We start from the raw sequence: 16,547 nt of genomic DNA on the forward strand, positions 1-16,547 counted from the left end.
ACAATGGTAGTAGGAGATTTCCCAATTGAATTAGATACAGTCGTTGTTGGTGCAGGTCCTGGTGGATACGTTGCGGCAATTCGTGCAGCACAATTAGGTCAAAAGGTAGCGATTATTGAAAAAGCTAACCTTGGTGGCGTATGCTTAAACGTTGGATGTATTCCTTCAAAAGCGTTAATCAATGCAGGTCATCGTTATGAGAATGCAATGCATTCTGATGACATGGGTATCACTGCAGAGAACGTAAAAGTTGACTTTACAAAAGTTCAAGAATGGAAAAACGGCGTAGTTAAGAAATTAACTGGCGGTGTTGAAGGCCTTCTTAAAGGTAACAAAGTTGAAATCATTCGCGGTGAAGCTTACTTCGTAGATGCTAACACATTACGCGTAATGACTGAAGATGCAGCACAAACTTATACGTTTAAAAATGCTGTTCTTGCAACTGGTTCTACACCAATCGAAATTCCTGGATTCAAATACTCTAAACGTGTTATCAACTCTACAGGCGCTTTAAGCTTACCTGAAATTCCTAAAAAACTTGTTGTAATCGGCGGCGGTTACATCGGTATGGAATTAGGTACTGCATATGCTAACTTCGGTACAGAAGTTACTGTAGTAGAAGCTGGCGACGAAATCTTAGCTGGTTTTGAAAAAGCTATGAGCTCTGTTGTTAAACGTGCTCTACAGAAAAAAGGTAACGTAAATATCCATACAAAAGCTATGGCTAAAGGCGTTGAAGAAACAGAAACTGGCGTAAAAGTTAGCTTTGAAGTTAAAGGTGAAATCCAAACTGTAGAAGCAGATTACGTATTAGTAACTGTAGGTCGTCGTCCAAACACTCAAGAAATCGGTCTTGAGCAAGTTGGAATTAAAATGACTGACCGTGGCATCATCGAAATTGATGAGCAATGCCGTACAAATATTTCAAACATCTATGCAATCGGTGATATCGTTCCTGGACCACCACTAGCTCACAAAGCTTCTTACGAAGGTAAAGTAGCTGTTGAAGTAATTAGTGGCCATGCATCAGCAATCGATTACATCGGAATTCCAGCAGTATGCTTCACTGATCCAGAATTAGCATCTGTTGGTTACACTAAGAAACAAGCTGAAGAAGCAGGAATGACAGTAGCTGTATCTAAGTTCCCATTCGCTGCAAACGGTCGTGCGTTATCATTAAACAGCACTGACGGTTTCTTACAACTTGTAACACGTAAAGAAGATGGTCTTCTTGTAGGTGCACAAGTTGCAGGTACAGGTGCTTCTGATATTATCTCTGAGATTGGTTTAGCTATCGAAGCTGGAATGACAGCTGAAGATATCGCTCAAACAATCCATGCTCACCCAACATTAGGTGAAATCACAATGGAAGCAGCTGAAGTTGCTCTTGGAATGCCAATTCACATTGTAAAATAATTTAAGTAATGTAAATAACCCATCTCTTATTTAAAGAGATGGGTTATTTTTATTTTCATAAAATGACTTGCAAGGTCTTTATATGTACTTGTCGAATGAATATATAATACTTTAAATGAACCGTTAGAATATATGCCGTTGCATAATATGTAATTGATTCAAACTTAATCCCATATATTAATAAAATAGAGCATGTCAAAGGAGAAGGTTCCATGAAAATATTACATGTTATATTTTATCATTTTCTATTATGGAGTGGTTTTTCCATTGTATTAACATTATCGAATGGTGATAAGTTTCATTATAAAGTAATACTTTTTTTCGTATTTCTTTATTTAGCATATGTGATTGCATGTTTTCTATTACACGTAAGGAAGCAGGCTTTATTACTTACGTGTTCGAATTGTATACTCTTTTTAATTCTATTCTCTATTTTTTAAATTAACGTTTATAGAAATACATTGTTCTTCCATTAAATAGTTGTAACTCTCCTTCTAATTTCTTCGCTAGAAAACGGCTAAATTCATTTGCTTTTCCTTTATCACCAAATGTTGCTGTAGTAGGTAAAGAAACCTGAATGAAAGATTGTTCCTTTTCTATTCCAATCCCCACATAAATAGAATCATATCGATCGTGACTTGATTGGAGTTTTAATGTTGTTGCTGATGTATCTAATATTTCATAAGGAAAAGCTGTATTTGTATAAGCATAATTAATTTGATCACCAGTCTTGGAAGTAACGGTTTTATAGTTATGAAAAAGGTGTTTTATATCTTCTATTGAAACAGATTGTTGATTAGATTTAGGTACAAGTGTGATAAAAGCGTGTTGCATACAAATTTCCCCCTAGTTTAGTAGAATAATATCATTCTACATCCTACTGAATTTTTTGACAATTAAAAGGAGTATTACTTTTTTTGTTTAATATATTATGAATAGGAAGTGTTATTTAGAAAGGTGGAAACTCATGTTTGAAAAATTGTATGATGAGCATGAAAGTGTGAAGGTACGATTTTTAGGATTTATGACGCATGATACACGTTATGATTTTGGAGTTATTTATACAAATATGTTTTTTGGAAAGCCACTTATTGTTTGTATGCAAACAGGGAGATCTACTTTGCTTGGGCGAGATGATGTAGAAAATGTTCCATATATACAAGAAACTTTTAAGTTAGGATCGGAAGAGGAGGCGGAGGAATTAGCTCAGTTTTTTAAATTTCTTGTTCCGTCTACTTCTTTGCATGCGGAGTATGAAGAATAATTAACAAGAAACAGTCGTATGTATGAAATATGGCTGTTTTTTTGTGTTAATATCGCATACTAATTTAATTTTAAAATATTTAATGTGTTATACTAAAAACCTATTGACGTAAAAAGTATAGCATATTAAAATAAAGACAGAAAGTTAAGCGGTTACAAAAGTTTTTGGGATTATAAACTTAGGGGGAAATGAAAAATGGGAACAATCGTATGTCAAGATTGTGAAGGTACAATTGCACACTTCGAGGATGAGAAAGTAACGGTACTTTACGGGAAATGTGGATCTTGCGGATGTGAGCACACAGAACATACAAAAGCCCAATAATTGATAGGAAATGGACAACTAAAAGTTTTTAGGACCATAAACTTAGGGGGAAATGAAAAATGGGAACAATCGTATGCCAAGTTTGTGAAGGAACAATCGGACATTTTGAAGATGAGAAAACAACAGTACTTTATGGGAAATGTGGTTCGAATTGTGACTGTGCTAGTAGAGAAAATGCGAAAGCTTAATCATATATAAGTAGATTATTCTTAAAACTCAGGGGGAAATGAAAATGGGAACAATCGTATGCCAAGTTTGTGAAGGAACAATCGGACATTTTGAAGATGAAAAATCAACAGTACTTTATGGGAAATGTGGATCTCATTGCGAATGTGACCATACAGAACATACAAAAGCTTAATAATTAAGAAAAAACGCCTACACATGTAGGCGTTTTTTTAATAGATTGTAGTTGTATGTCCGACTGTTGCAACGATTGCATCATCTCTAATAGGAATAAATCCTATTGATGTTTGTGGCGTGTTAGGAGCGGCATATTGACTCATCATACGGCTATCAATACGAGTAATAAAATCGGTTAAATAAGCTGAAATAAAAGCATAAGGAATCCTTCGTTCATTCAATGAATAAATAATTTCCTCTTTCGTTTTTACGCCTACGCCATGTCCGTAAAAAAAGAAGTTTCCTAGATAGATTGTATTTTCTCCTTGCCACTCAATCGTAGCTGGATTAACTTGTGGGTTTTTAAAGTAAACGAGGTCACCTGGAACGATATCGCCACTCGTTTTTGTTATGAGCTTTAAGTCGCGATCGTAGTCCCATGTATAAAGTAAGAGGTTTGCGAATAGACGGTTGAAAGTTTTTTCCTCATATAATGATAGTAATGCTTTGTAAAAAATGATAATCATTGCGGTGGCACATTCAGTTCCGTATAGTTTTCCGTTTTTTAAAATATCTTGGAGGGCAATAGAGGGTGGTACGTTTGGGAGTAGTTGAAATCCGCCAAGTGATGTTCTTTCCCAAAACTGAGGGTTGCAAAAAGATTGTTGAAACGTACGAAACTGAAATCCACTTTGAAAAAGTTCTAGCGCGGAAGTAATAATATTAACTCGTAAATTAAGATCAAAGCTGAGTTCATCGGCTGTTCGGAAGGAATAAACTTCTTGATTTCCCGCCATTATGGATAAAATCTGTTGTTTTTCAGCTGCAAATGGCTCATATTCATTTGTGATATAAGGGTGTACAATAGAACGGCCTATCACAATCATAATGGTATCCCCACCTATACGTTACAGATTTCGCGATACGGGAAAGCCTATATTGGACTTTAGTCCGCCTTTAGACATAGGATGAAAGTATCGCTTTTTCATAGAAAAACATTTATATTTTGGTATACGTTAACTATAGACAAGTACAAGTCTTTAAAACGCCAATGTGTTCCTTGAATAAAAGATGTCATATGGAGTTCGATAGCCGAGTTCAAGCATGATATGTGTCGTCAAGAACAAAGCGCTAAAACACCTGAACACGAACCTATACGGTCTGTTGTGAGAGTGGTGATGGCACACACCGCAATCTTGCACGTCAGCGATACCAGAAGACTTCGCCTTTCATAGCAAGAATCCCACTGACGTTAGTCAGCTGGCCCCATTAGGGGTGGGAATGTCAAATTCTTTAGTATCGTATGAAAAAAAGAGAAAAAAGGTGAAAGAAAAGCCTATCAACTGATAGGCTTGTACTCTTTAATAACACGTAATGTTTGTAATGTCATATCTTCGGGACCTTGTACAGGTAACCCAGCTTCTAAATTTTTACGAATATACTCTAAGTTATCTTGTGTAATAATTTCCCCCGGAGTAAAGATTGGAATCCCTGGCGGATAAACCATAACAAAATCAGCTATAATACGACCTGCTGCGTTTTCAAATGGAATGACTTCTGTTTCTGAATAAAAAGCATCTCTAGGAGAAAGTGCTAGCACAGGTATTTCTGGTATTTCTACTTGTACCTGAACACCTTTATCTGCTCTATTTCTGTATGTTGCTGCTAAATCTTGTAATGCTGTAATAAGTGTATCTGTTTCACTTTCTGTATCTCCAAATGTGATAAGACAAAGTATGTTATATAAATCAGAGAGTTCTACTTCAATGTTGTAATGCTCTCTAAGCCATACTTCAGCCTGATGGCCTGTAATACCTAAATCTTTTACAGATACAATTATCTTTGTAGGATCATAGTTAAAAGTAGCATCTGTACCTAGCATCTCTTTTCCAGGACAATAAAGATGCTCAATAACATTTATAGCATCACGAACATGTTCAGCTAATTGTATTGTTTGTTCTATGAGAGCTGTTCCTTCTGTAGCAAGACGTTTTCTGGCAACATCAAGAGATGCTAACAAAATGTAAGAAGTTGATGTAGTCGTAAGCATGCTAATAATGGATTGAACATGTTTTACGTTAACAAGACCCTCTTTTACATTAAGAATAGAGCTTTGGGTTAAAGACCCTCCTAATTTGTGAACACTTGTTGCTGCCATATCTGCACCTGCTTGCATAGCTGACATCGGCAGTTCATCATGAAAATGGATATGAACACCGTGAGCTTCATCAACAAGTACAGGCATATCGTAAGAATGAGCTAATTCTACAATCTGCTCTAAATCTGCAGCAAACCCAAAATATGTAGGATTTATAACAAGTAAGCCTTTCGCATCTGAGTGCTCTTCAAGAGCTTTTTTGACAGATTGAATTGTGATCCCATGTGAAATGCCGAGCTTCGGATCAATCTCAGGATGCATGAAAATTGGTTTTGCACCTGAGAAAATAATAGCTGACATTACTGATTTATGCACATTCCGTGGCACGAGGATTTTATCCCCAGGACCGCAAACGCTCATCACCATTGTCATAATTGCACCACTTGTACCTTGAATAGAAAAGAACGTATGATCTGCACCGAAAGCAGCGGCTGCTAAATCCTGTGCTTCTTTAATCATACCTTTTGGATGATGTAAATCATCGAGCGGTGCAATATTAATTAAATCAATTGCTAATGCATTATGCCCAATAAATTCGCGAAATGTAGGATCCATGCCCTGTCCTTTTTTATGACCAGGAATATGGAATTGAACTGGATTTCGCTTACTGTGCTCAACTAAAGCGGTAAACAATGGTGTTTCGTATTGGGACAATCTATACACCCCTTCTTCTTCGTAATATTTATTAGAGTTTGTTTTATATGATTTCATCTCATTCTAAAAGGAAATTAAGATGGCAAACTTTTAGAACTTGACTTGTTTTTCTGCCATTCGCAAAAGCCTTTTTGGGGATGGTAGTCTCACTTTATTCTCTATAAAACAAAAGCATTATATCACCAATAATTATAGATGTATAGAAAAATCTCATTTTCAAGGTGAGTATGTTTAATAGTTATATTTTAAATAATACAAAGAGGAAGACAATTCCATTGAAATGGATAAATGGTGTATAATGCAGAGTGGCTATAGTGAAGAATAAAAGATTCTCTTAAAGGTAGCATAATGGAAAAAGAAAGAATACTGAATGAGGTGCAAAAATGGAATATCAATATCCACTTGATTACGATTGGTCAAATGAAGAAATGGTAGCAGTTGTAAAGTTTTATGAAGCGATTGAAAAGGTATATGAAAAAGGAGTTTTGAGAGAAGATTTGATGGAATTATATCGTCGTTTTAAAGAGATTGTGCCATCGAAGGCAGCGGAGAAAACAATTGATAAAGAATTTCAAGAAGTAAGTGGATATTCTATATATCGTACGATTCAAAGAGCAAAAGAAGTAGCGGAAAAAAAGATTGTCAAAATGTAAAAATATTTTGAAAAATAAAATACAAAGTGCTATAATGTGATAACAACTAAAAACGGACAATATAAATTGTCCGTTTTCTACTATCGATTTATCGATTAGAAATCGCATATAAAGGAAGGAGTGATTGCATCGTAGATTCAATCTTAGCAAGGAATTGTTCGTTGGTCATTGCTGAAAACTCCTCTGGTGATATATGAATACCGACTAATAATTCTGCTTTTTTCACAGTAGCTAAACGTTCAATCATCTTTTGTAAGTCTTCCGTTTCAAGCGTTTTATGTAATTTTACACCTGGTTTAGTATGGTCAATGGACCAAACGAAGTCATTTGGAATATTTGTTTTTAAATCATTTAAATGTTCTAAGAAGGCGTGAGCCGTCTCCACTTTTTGTGGACACTCATAGATTAAACCAAAGTATATGAAGGCATGAGTACCCCATAAACCAATTTGGAAGTGTGGTAACATTTTATATCCACGTTTATTTGTTGAAAAAGCAACCCAAGTATCGTTTGGTGGATTGACTTTGCGGCGTGCATGTTTTGCTACATGGTAGAAAAAGTTTTCATCGGTTTGTTGTGATAAATATTCTGCAAACTGTCCCCCTAAAGCGTCTAGCTTAGGATGAATATTCGTTTTAATTGCGCTCATTCGTTCTTCAAGACCATCAACAGTAAAGACTTCAAAATCAGTTGATGTGAATGTTTGTAGTGTCATGATTGTTCCTCCAACTCCTATTTTGTTTTAATTTTAGCATAGCTTGTACTATTCATAAAAAAAACAGCACAAAAAAATTTAAATAAAAAAATATAATTTTGTTGCATAGATGATTTATCCAACATAGTATAGTATAAAACAAAAAATCAGAAAATTGAATCAATTCTAGTCCGAGGGCAGACGAATATTGGGAGGAGGCAAAAAAATGAGACAGGTGATTAATGCGTTAAAGAGAACAGATGCTGAAAAGAGAATTCCGGTGCTACGTTTGGAGCTAGATTATGAATTAGCAACTTTATATGATGCGATGATGGATAACGACAACCAGAAAAAAGAAGAGTGCGTACAAAAATTAGAAGTGTTAAGACTTGAAATGATCCGTTTAGAAGCGTAATAATAGTATATGTATAAATAATTAGTTGGTGCGAACCTTATAAAGGGTTCGTTTTTTCTGTGAACAGTATAGATCGGAGTGTTTAAACATGCAAGAAGTATGGAAAGACATCGATACACACGCGAAACAGTGGATTCGAGAAGCGGGAGAACATTTAATGGCGTCACTGAAAAAAACACTTATTATAGAAACAAAGTCAAATGCAGCTGATCTAGTAACAAACATGGACCGAGAAACGGAGCAGTTTTTAATTGGGAAAATTAAAGAAACATTCCCGGATCATAATATTTTAGGAGAAGAAGGCTATGGAGATGAGATTACCTCTTCTAATGGGGTTGTTTGGTTAATTGATCCAATTGACGGCACGATGAACTTTGTTCATCAAAAAAGGAATTTCGCAATCTCAATCGGGATTTATGAGAACGGTATCGGAAAGATTGGTCTTATTTATGATCCAGTTCATGACGAACTATATCATGCGGTAAAGGGAGAAGGGGCTTTTTGCAATGATTTGGCTATTCCCATGTTGGAAAAAGGAACGGTAGAGCATGGAATTATAGCTTTGAATGCGATATGGCTTACTGATAATCCATTGCTTAATATGGAAAAAATGATGATGCTCGTTAAGAAGGCGAGAGGTACGAGGTCATATGGTTGTGCAGCGTTAGAAATGGTATATGTTGCAACGGGAAGATTAGATGCATATGTAACACCGCGCTTATCGCCATGGGACTTTGGCGGGGGACAGATTATTGTAGAAGAAGTTGGCGGTAAAGTGACAACGTTCTTGGGAACACCTCTTTCTATTGTAGAGAAAAGCAGTGTGTTAGTTGCAAAACCAGGAGTATACGAAGAATTATTACCATTTGTATCGCAATAATAAAAAAAAGTAAGAGGCATAAAGAAGCTTCTTACTTTTTAATGTTATTGCGATTTACGCATTTTTCTTTTTGTTACAAAACCGTATCCGACTGTAACAAATGTGCCGATAATGCAAATGATAATGCCGATGGGACTATTTTCAGCAATCATAATTCCGATACCAATTAAGAAGATAACACCGATAATTGCTGTTAATAAAAAGCGATATTGAATGTGTTCCATTTCTTCACCCTCCAATCTCATTTTACTTTCACAAAAGTAAGAATACAACTATATTTTCATTCTTGATTTTATTTTGATTGCCATTGTATCCCCTTCGCTCTTATAATAGAGAAGGATTAAAAAGACATTAGGAGTTGGACATGTTGAAAAAACGACAAGATTTACGAAATATCGCAATTATTGCCCACGTTGACCATGGTAAAACAACACTTGTTGACCAGTTATTACGTCAAGCGGGGACGTTCCGTGCGAATGAACATATTGAAGAACGCGCAATGGACTCAAATGATCTAGAAAGAGAACGTGGTATTACAATTTTAGCGAAGAATACTGCGATTCACTATGAAGATAAAAGAATTAACATTTTAGATACACCTGGTCACGCTGACTTCGGTGGAGAAGTAGAACGTATCATGAAAATGGTTGATGGTGTTCTACTTGTTGTTGATGCATATGAAGGTTGTATGCCACAAACACGATTTGTTTTAAAGAAAGCTCTTGAGCAAAACTTAACTCCAATCGTTGTTGTAAACAAGATTGACCGTGACTTCGCTCGCCCTGATGAAGTAGTTGATGAAGTAGTTGACTTATTCATCGAACTTGGTGCAAACGAAGATCAATTAGAGTTCCCAGTTGTATTTGCATCAGCAATGAACGGAACAGCAAGCTTAGATTCAAATCCAGCAAATCAAGAAGAGAATATGAAATCATTGTTTGACACAATTATTGAACATATTCCAGCACCAGTTGATAACAGCGAAGAGCCACTTCAATTCCAAGTAGCACTTCTTGATTACAATGACTATGTTGGTCGTATCGGGGTTGGACGCGTATTCCGTGGTACAATGAAAGTAGGACAACAAGTTGCATTAATGAAAGTTGACGGAAGTGTAAAACAATTCCGTGTAACTAAATTATTTGGTTACATTGGATTAAAACGTCAAGAAATTGAAGAAGCAAAAGCTGGAGATTTAGTAGCTGTTTCAGGTATGGAAGACATTAACGTAGGTGAAACGGTATGTCCGGTTGAGCATGAAGAGGCTTTACCATTATTACGTATTGATGAGCCAACACTACAAATGACATTCCTTGTAAATAACAGTCCATTTGCAGGTCGTGAAGGTAAATTCATTACATCTCGTAAAATTGAAGAGCGTCTTCGTTCACAATTAGAAACAGATGTAAGTTTACGTGTAGATAATACAGATTCTCCTGATGCATGGATCGTATCTGGACGCGGGGAATTACATTTATCTATCTTAATTGAAAACATGCGTCGTGAAGGTTATGAACTACAAGTATCTAAGCCTGAAGTAATTATTAAAGATGTCGATGGCGTAAGAAGTGAGCCTGTAGAGCGCGTACAAATCGATGTGCCTGAAGAATACACTGGTTCTATTATGGAATCAATGGGTGCACGTAAAGGTGAAATGTTAGATATGGTGAATAACGGAAACGGTCAAGTTCGCCTTACTTTCATGGTTCCAGCACGTGGTTTAATTGGTTACACAACAGAATTCCTAACATTAACTCGTGGTTATGGTATTTTAAACCACACATTTGATTGCTACCAACCAGTACATGCTGGACAAGTGGGTGGACGTCGTCAAGGTGTTCTAGTTTCACTTGAAGCAGGAAAAGCATCACAATACGGTATTATGCAAGTTGAAGATCGCGGTGTAATCTTCGTTGAACCAGGTACAGAAGTATATGCTGGTATGATCGTTGGAGAACATACACGTGAGAATGATTTAACAGTTAACGTTGTAAAAATGAAACAACAAACTAACATTCGTTCTGCGACGAAAGATCAAACTTCATCAATGAAAAAACCACGCTTAATGACTTTAGAAGAGTCATTAGAGTACTTAAACGATGACGAGTTCTGTGAAGTAACTCCAGAATCAATTCGTCTACGTAAAAAGATTCTTGATAAGAGTGAGCGCGAAAGAGCTGCTAAGAAAAAGAAATCTGTTGAAGCATAAAATAATAGAACAGCTACCTTTTATAAAGGTAGCTGTTTTTTTGTTTTATGTTTATTTTTTTAGAATATTTACTCTTTTTTGTGGACAGTATTTTTTTTGCGAGTTACTCTTGTATTAAGTACATAAAGAGAATTTGTTTCATGAGAAGAGGTGAAAGATAGTGTTAGAAAGAATGTCATTTTTCGCGAAACTTTGCAAAGTTGATGAAAATCCAGAGTTAGGGATGTGGTTGCTTTATGGAACAATAATTTTATTAAGTGCACTTGTATATAATTTAGGATTTGCAAGGAAGCTATCGGTACTAAAAAATATAGTGATATATACATCTTTAGCAATTGGATGCACGGTATTAACTTTTTTTGCAGTTTTTTTACCCGTTGGAGAGGGGCTCGTTGTAGCGGCAATTGTACTTGGAATTTATAGACTGCGTTTACGTCAAGCTAAACAACAAAAAACAGGGTGAAAAAGGAGGGGCTTTCATGCGCTCAGTACAAGATGCACTATATAATTGGTTAACAATTAAAACGGTTGCGGAAGCACGTCCAGATGATAGCGCTGCACAAGAAACGTATGTATTATTTCAAAATATGATATATGAAGAGCATAAATTACGAAATGTAGAAGTTGAAAAGAACGAGGAAATGTATTTGATTACATATGAAATTGATGGAGAAATAAGGTGTGCAAGATTTCCGGTAGAAGCCATTGATTGTTTTTTGGATCAGATGAATCGTGAACCAGAAAAATACAAATAAGTCCTTATCTATATGATTAAGGACTTATTTCCGGTTTACCAATCGTCTTCTACTTTTTTATCACGATATAATCGGAAATTACCACTCGCATGGCGTTCCATAGTACGCTCTGCAATTCGTTCCGTACATTCCATGCACATATATGTATGAATAGGGCGATTACGCAGTTTTTTTGCCATAGGATTTTCGTCATCTAACATATCTTTTTTATCACAAATCATACATTTGACTCTCATTTCGTCACCTCAATACGAATTCTATCAGTATAAGTATATCATGGAAGTATAATGTTTTTGAATAATAGCGGGAAAAAATAATATTTTCGCAATTCGAAAAATAGGTTATGATAAGGATATATAAATAATATTTGGAGGTGGAAATATGGCGAATGTAGTTGAGCCTACATTGACAGGTGATTTAGTACAATCTTTGCGTAAAGAGTGTATCGTTATGATAGCAACAACAGATTTCGAAAAACAAATTCCTAACGTAAGTGCTATTTCTTGGGTATATGCAGTGAGTGAAACTAGTATTCGATTTGCGGTAGATCAACGCTCGCGTATTGTGGGGAATATACGGCATAGTGCAGGGGTTGTATTGACTATAATGGCGAATGAATCCGTATTTTCCATAAGTGGTGAAAGTGAAATTTTAACAGATAGAATGGAAGGGATTCCTCTAAAATTAACGGTAGTAGAAGTGACTGTGCAAGAAGTTCGTGATGTTATGTTTTATGGTGCGAAACTTGCTACTGAACCAACATATGAAAAAACATATGATCTTCGAGCTGCTAAAAAGCTTGATAATCAAGTATTAGTGGGAATGAAAGAATTATAAAGAAGATGAATAGGAACATCGTTCATAAACTTTTACAAGTGAGTATTGTGATTTAATGTGAAAAATTATAATTAAAAGTAATATATTGAATAGAAATGAATAAAAAATAAAGAAAAGGTTTAATTTCTATGAATTTCGATTCTACCTCGTTTTTACGGTACATATAATTATAACAATGGTTCGTCCATATTTTATGGATGAAACCCTTGTTCTACAAATTTAAAAGTGGAGTCAGGGGGTAACAGGTTGGATAAAATTTATGTGTTAGATACGAATGTACTTTTGCAGGATCCTTTATCTATTTTTTCATTTGCAACAAATGAAGTAGTAATTCCAGCAGTTGTATTAGAAGAGGTTGATTCGAAAAAACGTTATATGGATGAAGTAGGACGAAATGCTCGCTATGTATCTAAGTTAATCGACAAATTTCGCGAAATAGGAAAGCTACATGAAAGTATTCCGTTAGAAAACGGCGGTACATTTCGTATTGAATTAAATCATCGCTCATTTGTTCAACTACAAGATATTTTTGTGGAAAAAACAAATGATAATCGAATTTTAGCGGTAGCAAAAAACCTAGCTTTAGAAGAACAAGAAAAAGAGGATGGGAAATCAGTTATTTTAGTAAGTAAAGATGTACTCGTAAGGGTAAAAGCTGATGCAATTGGATTGCAGGCCGAAGATTATTTAAGTGACCGTGTAATTGAAGTGGAAAATATATATTCAGGATTTTTAGAAGGCTATATATCAAAAGAACAGTTAGATTATTTTTATGAAAAAGGTGAACTGCCTTTATCTGAAATCGCAAATCATCCTTTTTATCCAAATCAGTTTGTTGTAATGAAAGATGCACTAGGGGGTTCTAGTTCTGCACTTGGGATTGTGGATCATTTAGGTAAGAAGGTAAAGAAACTTATTTTTCACAATGAGCAAGTGTGGGGGATACGTCCGCGAAACGTGCAGCAAATTATGGGATTAGAATTGCTACTTCGGGAAGATATTCCACTTGTAACGTTAACAGGGAAAGCCGGTACAGGAAAAACGTTACTTGCATTAGCTTCGGGACTAATGCAAACCGAAGATTTAGGGTTATATAAAAAACTACTTGTCGCGAGACCAATTGTACCGGTAGGAAAAGATATAGGTTATTTACCAGGAGAGAAAGAGGAAAAATTAAGACCGTGGATGCAGCCGATTTTTGATAATCTAGAGTATTTATTTAATACGAAAAAGCCTGGGGAGCTAGATGCTATTTTAGCTGGGATGGGTTCGATTGAAGTAGAAGCGCTTACCTATATACGCGGGAGAAGTATTCCAGACCAGTTCATTATAATTGACGAGGCACAAAATTTAACGAAGCATGAAGTAAAGACGATATTAACAAGGGTAGGCGAAAAAAGTAAGATTGTATTAATGGGAGATCCTCAGCAAATTGATCACCCGTATTTAGATGAATATAATAACGGTTTAACATATGTTGTGGAGAAGTTTAAAGAACAACGTATTAGTGGACATGTAAAGTTTGTTAAAGGAGAGCGTTCTAATTTAGCACAACTAGCAGCGGATTTATTATAAAAAGGAGTGAGCCTAAGCTCACTCCTTTTTTTCTTTTTAATTATACAATTTAAATGATTGTAAATTTACGGATGTTACGAATCGGATTTTGTCTATTAGATCCATCATGGAAATATAGATGAACAGGCCCGTCTTCTCGTAATGGTTTACCTTCTTTTGAAAAACCGAGAATAGCTTTATGGGCTGTTTCTAGCGGAAGTGTAATTGTATTGTCTGTGGTTTCAATTTCGACTTGAGTAGCATCTTCTAAAATTTCAGCATTTTTAAGAAATGGATGAAGTGGTATGCCAAATGTCCCGTTAATAAGCTGTTCTTTTTTATATTTCTTTACACTTTGTTGTATTGGCGGGAAGGCAGCACCATCACGGATTTCGCGATCCCAATGCTCTGAAGTATGTTTTAAGTATGTTTCTAATTCGGATGATTCTTCTCTAGTTTCATCAAAGTAGGTTGTCAAATCTATTTTTCGGTCATCGAAAATCCATACAGTTGGATCGATAGTGATTGGAAAACGAACTTTTCCATTAATAAATAAAATTTCGCTCATTGTTGTTCCCCCATTTGTGTTATACTCCCACTTTTCAGTATAATAGTATTAGGCACTGTTGTCACAAAAAATGTTTCTATTGCAATTTATTAAAACTATCGCTAATATTAATAGATATGAGAGAGTAGGACGGAAACGGAGGGAATCAATTTGGCGTCTGAGACAGTATCAAATCATCAGGAAAAGGCACTAGCCCTTCTACAAGCGGATGCAGAGAAGATTTTAAGACTTATTAAGGTACAAATGGACAATCTTACAATGCCGCAATGTCCATTATATGAAGAAGTTTTAGACACACAAATGTTTGGACTATCCCGCGAGGTCGATTTTGCAGTTCGCCTTGGTCTTATTGCAGAAGAACAAGGGAAAGCAATGTTAGGAGAGCTCGAACGTGAGTTGTCTGCACTTCATGAAGCATTTACAAACAAACAACAATAACGGGTTCAAATAAGGGGGCTCAAACTGAAATAGTTTGGGCTTTTTATTTGTATAATAAAGAAGGAAGAACCTATATACATATGGAATACAACAATAATTAATTTGAAACAGAGAGAGGAAATGAAATGAAAAAAGTATGGAAATCAATGGATTATTCATTGTTACTTCCTCTTGTTATCTTATGTGTGCTGGGAGTTATAATGGTATATAGTTCGAGTTCCATTGTTGCGATTTCGAGGCATAACTGGCCAGCAAATTACTTTTTTAAAAAACAATTAATTGCTTTAGCTATTGGAACGATAATGTTAGCGATTATCGTTGCTATTCCTTATAAGTTGTGGAGAAAGCGAATAGTTTTGATCGCAATGGGAATAGGGAGTATTGGTCTATTATCAGCAGCCTTGATTTTCGGTAAGGACGTAAATGGTGCAAAAGGATGGATATTAGGTATACAACCAGCTGAGTTTGTGAAAATAGCGGTTATTATTACGTTAGCAAACTTTTTTGCTAAGAAACAAGAAACGCAAACAGCTTTTGTACAAGGGATAATTCCTCCTCTAGCTGTTGTTGGTGGAGCGATGGGATTAATTTTACTTCAAAATGACTTAGGTACCGATTTGTTAATTGCGGGAACGGTAGGAATTATGTTTCTTTGTTCGGGAGTCCGGATTAACTTATGGATTAAACGAATTGTTTTAACTTCTATAGTGTGGATTCCGGCACTATATTTTCTCGGAAATTATGCATTAAGCCCATATCAAAAGGCACGTTTTTCAGTTTTTCTTGATCCATTTAGCGATCCGCAAAAGGATGGATTCCAATTAATAAATTCATTTATTGGAATTGCTTCAGGAGAGCTAAACGGTAGAGGGTTAGGGAACAGTGTCCAAAAATATGGCTACTTACCAGAACCGCAAACAGATTTTATTATGGCAATTATATCTGAAGAGCTAGGTTTTATTGGTGTAGCTGTTATTTTGATTTGCTTGTTACTCATTATTATTCGTTCATTTAGAATTGCACAAAAGTGTAAAGATCCGTTTGGAAGTTTAATAGCTATCGGAATTGCAAGTTTGTTTGGAGTTCAAACTTTTATAAATGTCGGTGGTATGTCTGGGTTAATACCGCTTACAGGGGTACCATTACCGTTTATAAGTTATGGTGGTAGTTCTTTATTGGCTAATTTACTTGCAATGGGTATACTGTTAAATATTGCCAGTCGTGTAAAACGACAAGAGAAATTACAGAATGAAATGAATACAGAAATAGGGCAAGGTGGACCGCATCTTGTTGTTGTAAAATAAAAAACACATTGAGCTCTAGAGTTCAATGTGTTTTTTATTTTGTTAGGTTTTAAATGTGATATAATATTGATTCTTTTAAAAC

23 protein-coding genes are annotated in these 16,547 nt (G+C 35.5%); 16 read left to right on the top strand and 7 right to left on the bottom strand.

Annotated features, from left to right (window positions below; translation table 11 throughout):
• Window positions 1–3: 3 nt before the first annotated feature.
• Window positions 4–1,416, top strand: coding sequence for a dihydrolipoyl dehydrogenase (gene lpdA, locus ACFVQC_RS04750; RefSeq protein ID WP_002145997.1), 1,413 nt, complete (start codon window positions 4–6; stop codon window positions 1,414–1,416).
• A 212-nt stretch (window positions 1,417–1,628) separates the two neighbouring features.
• Window positions 1,629–1,856: a hypothetical protein gene (locus ACFVQC_RS04755; protein ID WP_002111500.1), complete on the top strand. Its 228-nt coding sequence runs from the start codon at window positions 1,629–1,631 to the stop codon at window positions 1,854–1,856.
• Window position 1,857: 1 nt separating this feature from the next.
• Here the strand turns inward: ACFVQC_RS04755 and ACFVQC_RS04760 are convergent, their stop codons facing one another.
• Complete coding sequence (locus ACFVQC_RS04760; RefSeq protein WP_377892834.1) at window positions 1,858–2,250, bottom strand: DUF1885 family protein; 393 nt, start codon at window positions 2,248–2,250, stop codon at window positions 1,858–1,860.
• A gap of 133 nt (window positions 2,251–2,383) precedes the next feature.
• Between ACFVQC_RS04760 and ACFVQC_RS04765 the strand changes: the two genes are divergently transcribed.
• From ACFVQC_RS04765 to ACFVQC_RS04780, 4 genes are all read left to right on the top strand, one after another.
• Window positions 2,384–2,680, top strand: a complete 297-nt coding sequence (locus ACFVQC_RS04765) for a DUF3055 domain-containing protein (RefSeq protein WP_000462037.1) — start codon at window positions 2,384–2,386, stop codon at window positions 2,678–2,680.
• A 195-nt stretch (window positions 2,681–2,875) separates the two neighbouring features.
• Window positions 2,876–3,004 (top strand): GapA-binding peptide SR1P, encoded by a 129-nt coding sequence (locus tag ACFVQC_RS04770; protein ID WP_002111499.1) that lies wholly within the window; start codon window positions 2,876–2,878, stop codon window positions 3,002–3,004.
• Window positions 3,005–3,063: 59 nt separating this feature from the next.
• Window positions 3,064–3,192, top strand: a complete 129-nt coding sequence (locus ACFVQC_RS04775; RefSeq protein WP_002146000.1) for a GapA-binding peptide SR1P — start codon at window positions 3,064–3,066, stop codon at window positions 3,190–3,192.
• A 44-nt stretch (window positions 3,193–3,236) separates the two neighbouring features.
• Window positions 3,237–3,365, top strand: coding sequence for a GapA-binding peptide SR1P (locus ACFVQC_RS04780; protein WP_002111497.1), 129 nt, complete (start codon window positions 3,237–3,239; stop codon window positions 3,363–3,365).
• A 37-nt stretch (window positions 3,366–3,402) separates the two neighbouring features.
• Here the strand turns inward: ACFVQC_RS04780 and ACFVQC_RS04785 are convergent, their stop codons facing one another.
• Window positions 3,403–4,233: a protein-glutamine gamma-glutamyltransferase gene (locus ACFVQC_RS04785; protein WP_377897533.1), complete on the bottom strand. Its 831-nt coding sequence runs from the start codon at window positions 4,231–4,233 to the stop codon at window positions 3,403–3,405.
• Between the two features lie 452 nt (window positions 4,234–4,685).
• Window positions 4,686–6,158 carry an arginine decarboxylase gene (gene speA, locus ACFVQC_RS04790; RefSeq protein WP_377892837.1) on the bottom strand — a complete coding sequence of 491 codons (1,473 nt, stop codon included), beginning with the start codon at window positions 6,156–6,158 and terminating at the stop codon, window positions 4,686–4,688.
• A gap of 383 nt (window positions 6,159–6,541) precedes the next feature.
• On the opposite strand from speA, the gene ACFVQC_RS04795 reads away from it, so the two are divergent.
• Window positions 6,542–6,811, top strand: coding sequence for a UPF0223 family protein (locus ACFVQC_RS04795; RefSeq protein WP_002146003.1), 270 nt, complete (start codon window positions 6,542–6,544; stop codon window positions 6,809–6,811).
• A gap of 88 nt (window positions 6,812–6,899) precedes the next feature.
• Here the strand turns inward: ACFVQC_RS04795 and ACFVQC_RS04800 are convergent, their stop codons facing one another.
• The gene (locus ACFVQC_RS04800; RefSeq protein WP_377892841.1) at window positions 6,900–7,526 is read right to left on the bottom strand and encodes a YktB family protein; all 627 of its coding nucleotides are present in this window, start codon (window positions 7,524–7,526) and stop codon (window positions 6,900–6,902) included.
• A gap of 205 nt (window positions 7,527–7,731) precedes the next feature.
• On the opposite strand from ACFVQC_RS04800, the gene ACFVQC_RS04805 reads away from it, so the two are divergent.
• Both ACFVQC_RS04805 and ACFVQC_RS04810 read left to right on the top strand, forming a co-directional pair.
• Window positions 7,732–7,920: a hypothetical protein gene (locus ACFVQC_RS04805; RefSeq protein ID WP_002088326.1), complete on the top strand. Its 189-nt coding sequence runs from the start codon at window positions 7,732–7,734 to the stop codon at window positions 7,918–7,920.
• Between the two features lie 88 nt (window positions 7,921–8,008).
• Window positions 8,009–8,800, top strand: coding sequence for an inositol monophosphatase family protein (locus ACFVQC_RS04810; RefSeq protein WP_377892843.1), 792 nt, complete (start codon window positions 8,009–8,011; stop codon window positions 8,798–8,800).
• Between the two features lie 44 nt (window positions 8,801–8,844).
• Here ACFVQC_RS04810 and ACFVQC_RS04815 read toward each other — a convergent pair whose 3' ends face one another.
• Window positions 8,845–9,024, bottom strand: a complete 180-nt coding sequence (locus ACFVQC_RS04815; RefSeq protein WP_000400127.1) for a DUF5325 family protein — start codon at window positions 9,022–9,024, stop codon at window positions 8,845–8,847.
• Between the two features lie 140 nt (window positions 9,025–9,164).
• On the opposite strand from ACFVQC_RS04815, the gene typA reads away from it, so the two are divergent.
• The 3 genes from typA (at window position 9,165) to ACFVQC_RS04830 (ending at window position 11,764) form a co-directional block, all read left to right on the top strand.
• On the top strand, window positions 9,165–11,009 hold the full coding sequence (gene typA, locus ACFVQC_RS04820; RefSeq protein ID WP_002146007.1) for a translational GTPase TypA: 1,845 nt from the start codon (window positions 9,165–9,167) through the stop codon (window positions 11,007–11,009).
• A gap of 160 nt (window positions 11,010–11,169) precedes the next feature.
• Window positions 11,170–11,472, top strand: a complete 303-nt coding sequence (locus ACFVQC_RS04825) for a YlaH-like family protein (RefSeq protein ID WP_002066917.1) — start codon at window positions 11,170–11,172, stop codon at window positions 11,470–11,472.
• A 16-nt stretch (window positions 11,473–11,488) separates the two neighbouring features.
• The gene (locus ACFVQC_RS04830) at window positions 11,489–11,764 is read left to right on the top strand and encodes a hypothetical protein (protein WP_002146008.1); all 276 of its coding nucleotides are present in this window, start codon (window positions 11,489–11,491) and stop codon (window positions 11,762–11,764) included.
• Between the two features lie 35 nt (window positions 11,765–11,799).
• On the opposite strand, the gene ACFVQC_RS04835 is transcribed toward ACFVQC_RS04830, so the two are convergent.
• Complete coding sequence (locus ACFVQC_RS04835) at window positions 11,800–12,000, bottom strand: YlaI family protein (RefSeq protein WP_002111485.1); 201 nt, start codon at window positions 11,998–12,000, stop codon at window positions 11,800–11,802.
• Between the two features lie 145 nt (window positions 12,001–12,145).
• Between ACFVQC_RS04835 and ACFVQC_RS04840 the strand changes: the two genes are divergently transcribed.
• A complete protein-coding gene (locus ACFVQC_RS04840; RefSeq protein ID WP_377892848.1) occupies window positions 12,146–12,601 on the top strand; it encodes a PNPOx family protein in 456 nt (151 codons plus the stop codon).
• 246 nt (window positions 12,602–12,847) lie between these two features.
• Window positions 12,848–14,176 (top strand): PhoH family protein, encoded by a 1,329-nt coding sequence (locus ACFVQC_RS04845; protein ID WP_219919809.1) that lies wholly within the window; start codon window positions 12,848–12,850, stop codon window positions 14,174–14,176.
• A gap of 49 nt (window positions 14,177–14,225) precedes the next feature.
• Here the strand turns inward: ACFVQC_RS04845 and ACFVQC_RS04850 are convergent, their stop codons facing one another.
• Window positions 14,226–14,723, bottom strand: a complete 498-nt coding sequence (locus tag ACFVQC_RS04850) for a hypothetical protein (protein WP_078172903.1) — start codon at window positions 14,721–14,723, stop codon at window positions 14,226–14,228.
• A gap of 150 nt (window positions 14,724–14,873) precedes the next feature.
• Between ACFVQC_RS04850 and ACFVQC_RS04855 the strand changes: the two genes are divergently transcribed.
• A complete protein-coding gene (locus tag ACFVQC_RS04855) occupies window positions 14,874–15,161 on the top strand; it encodes an Fpa/YlaN family protein (protein WP_000135698.1) in 288 nt (95 codons plus the stop codon).
• Between the two features lie 125 nt (window positions 15,162–15,286).
• Window positions 15,287–16,465: a putative lipid II flippase FtsW gene (gene ftsW, locus ACFVQC_RS04860; protein WP_377897534.1), complete on the top strand. Its 1,179-nt coding sequence runs from the start codon at window positions 15,287–15,289 to the stop codon at window positions 16,463–16,465.
• The last annotated feature ends 82 nt before the right edge of the window (window positions 16,466–16,547 follow it).

Origin of the sequence: Bacillus sp. NPDC057893, from assembly GCF_042796455.1 — a bacterium.
Lineage (GTDB): Bacteria > Bacillota > Bacilli > Bacillales > Bacillaceae_G > Bacillus_A.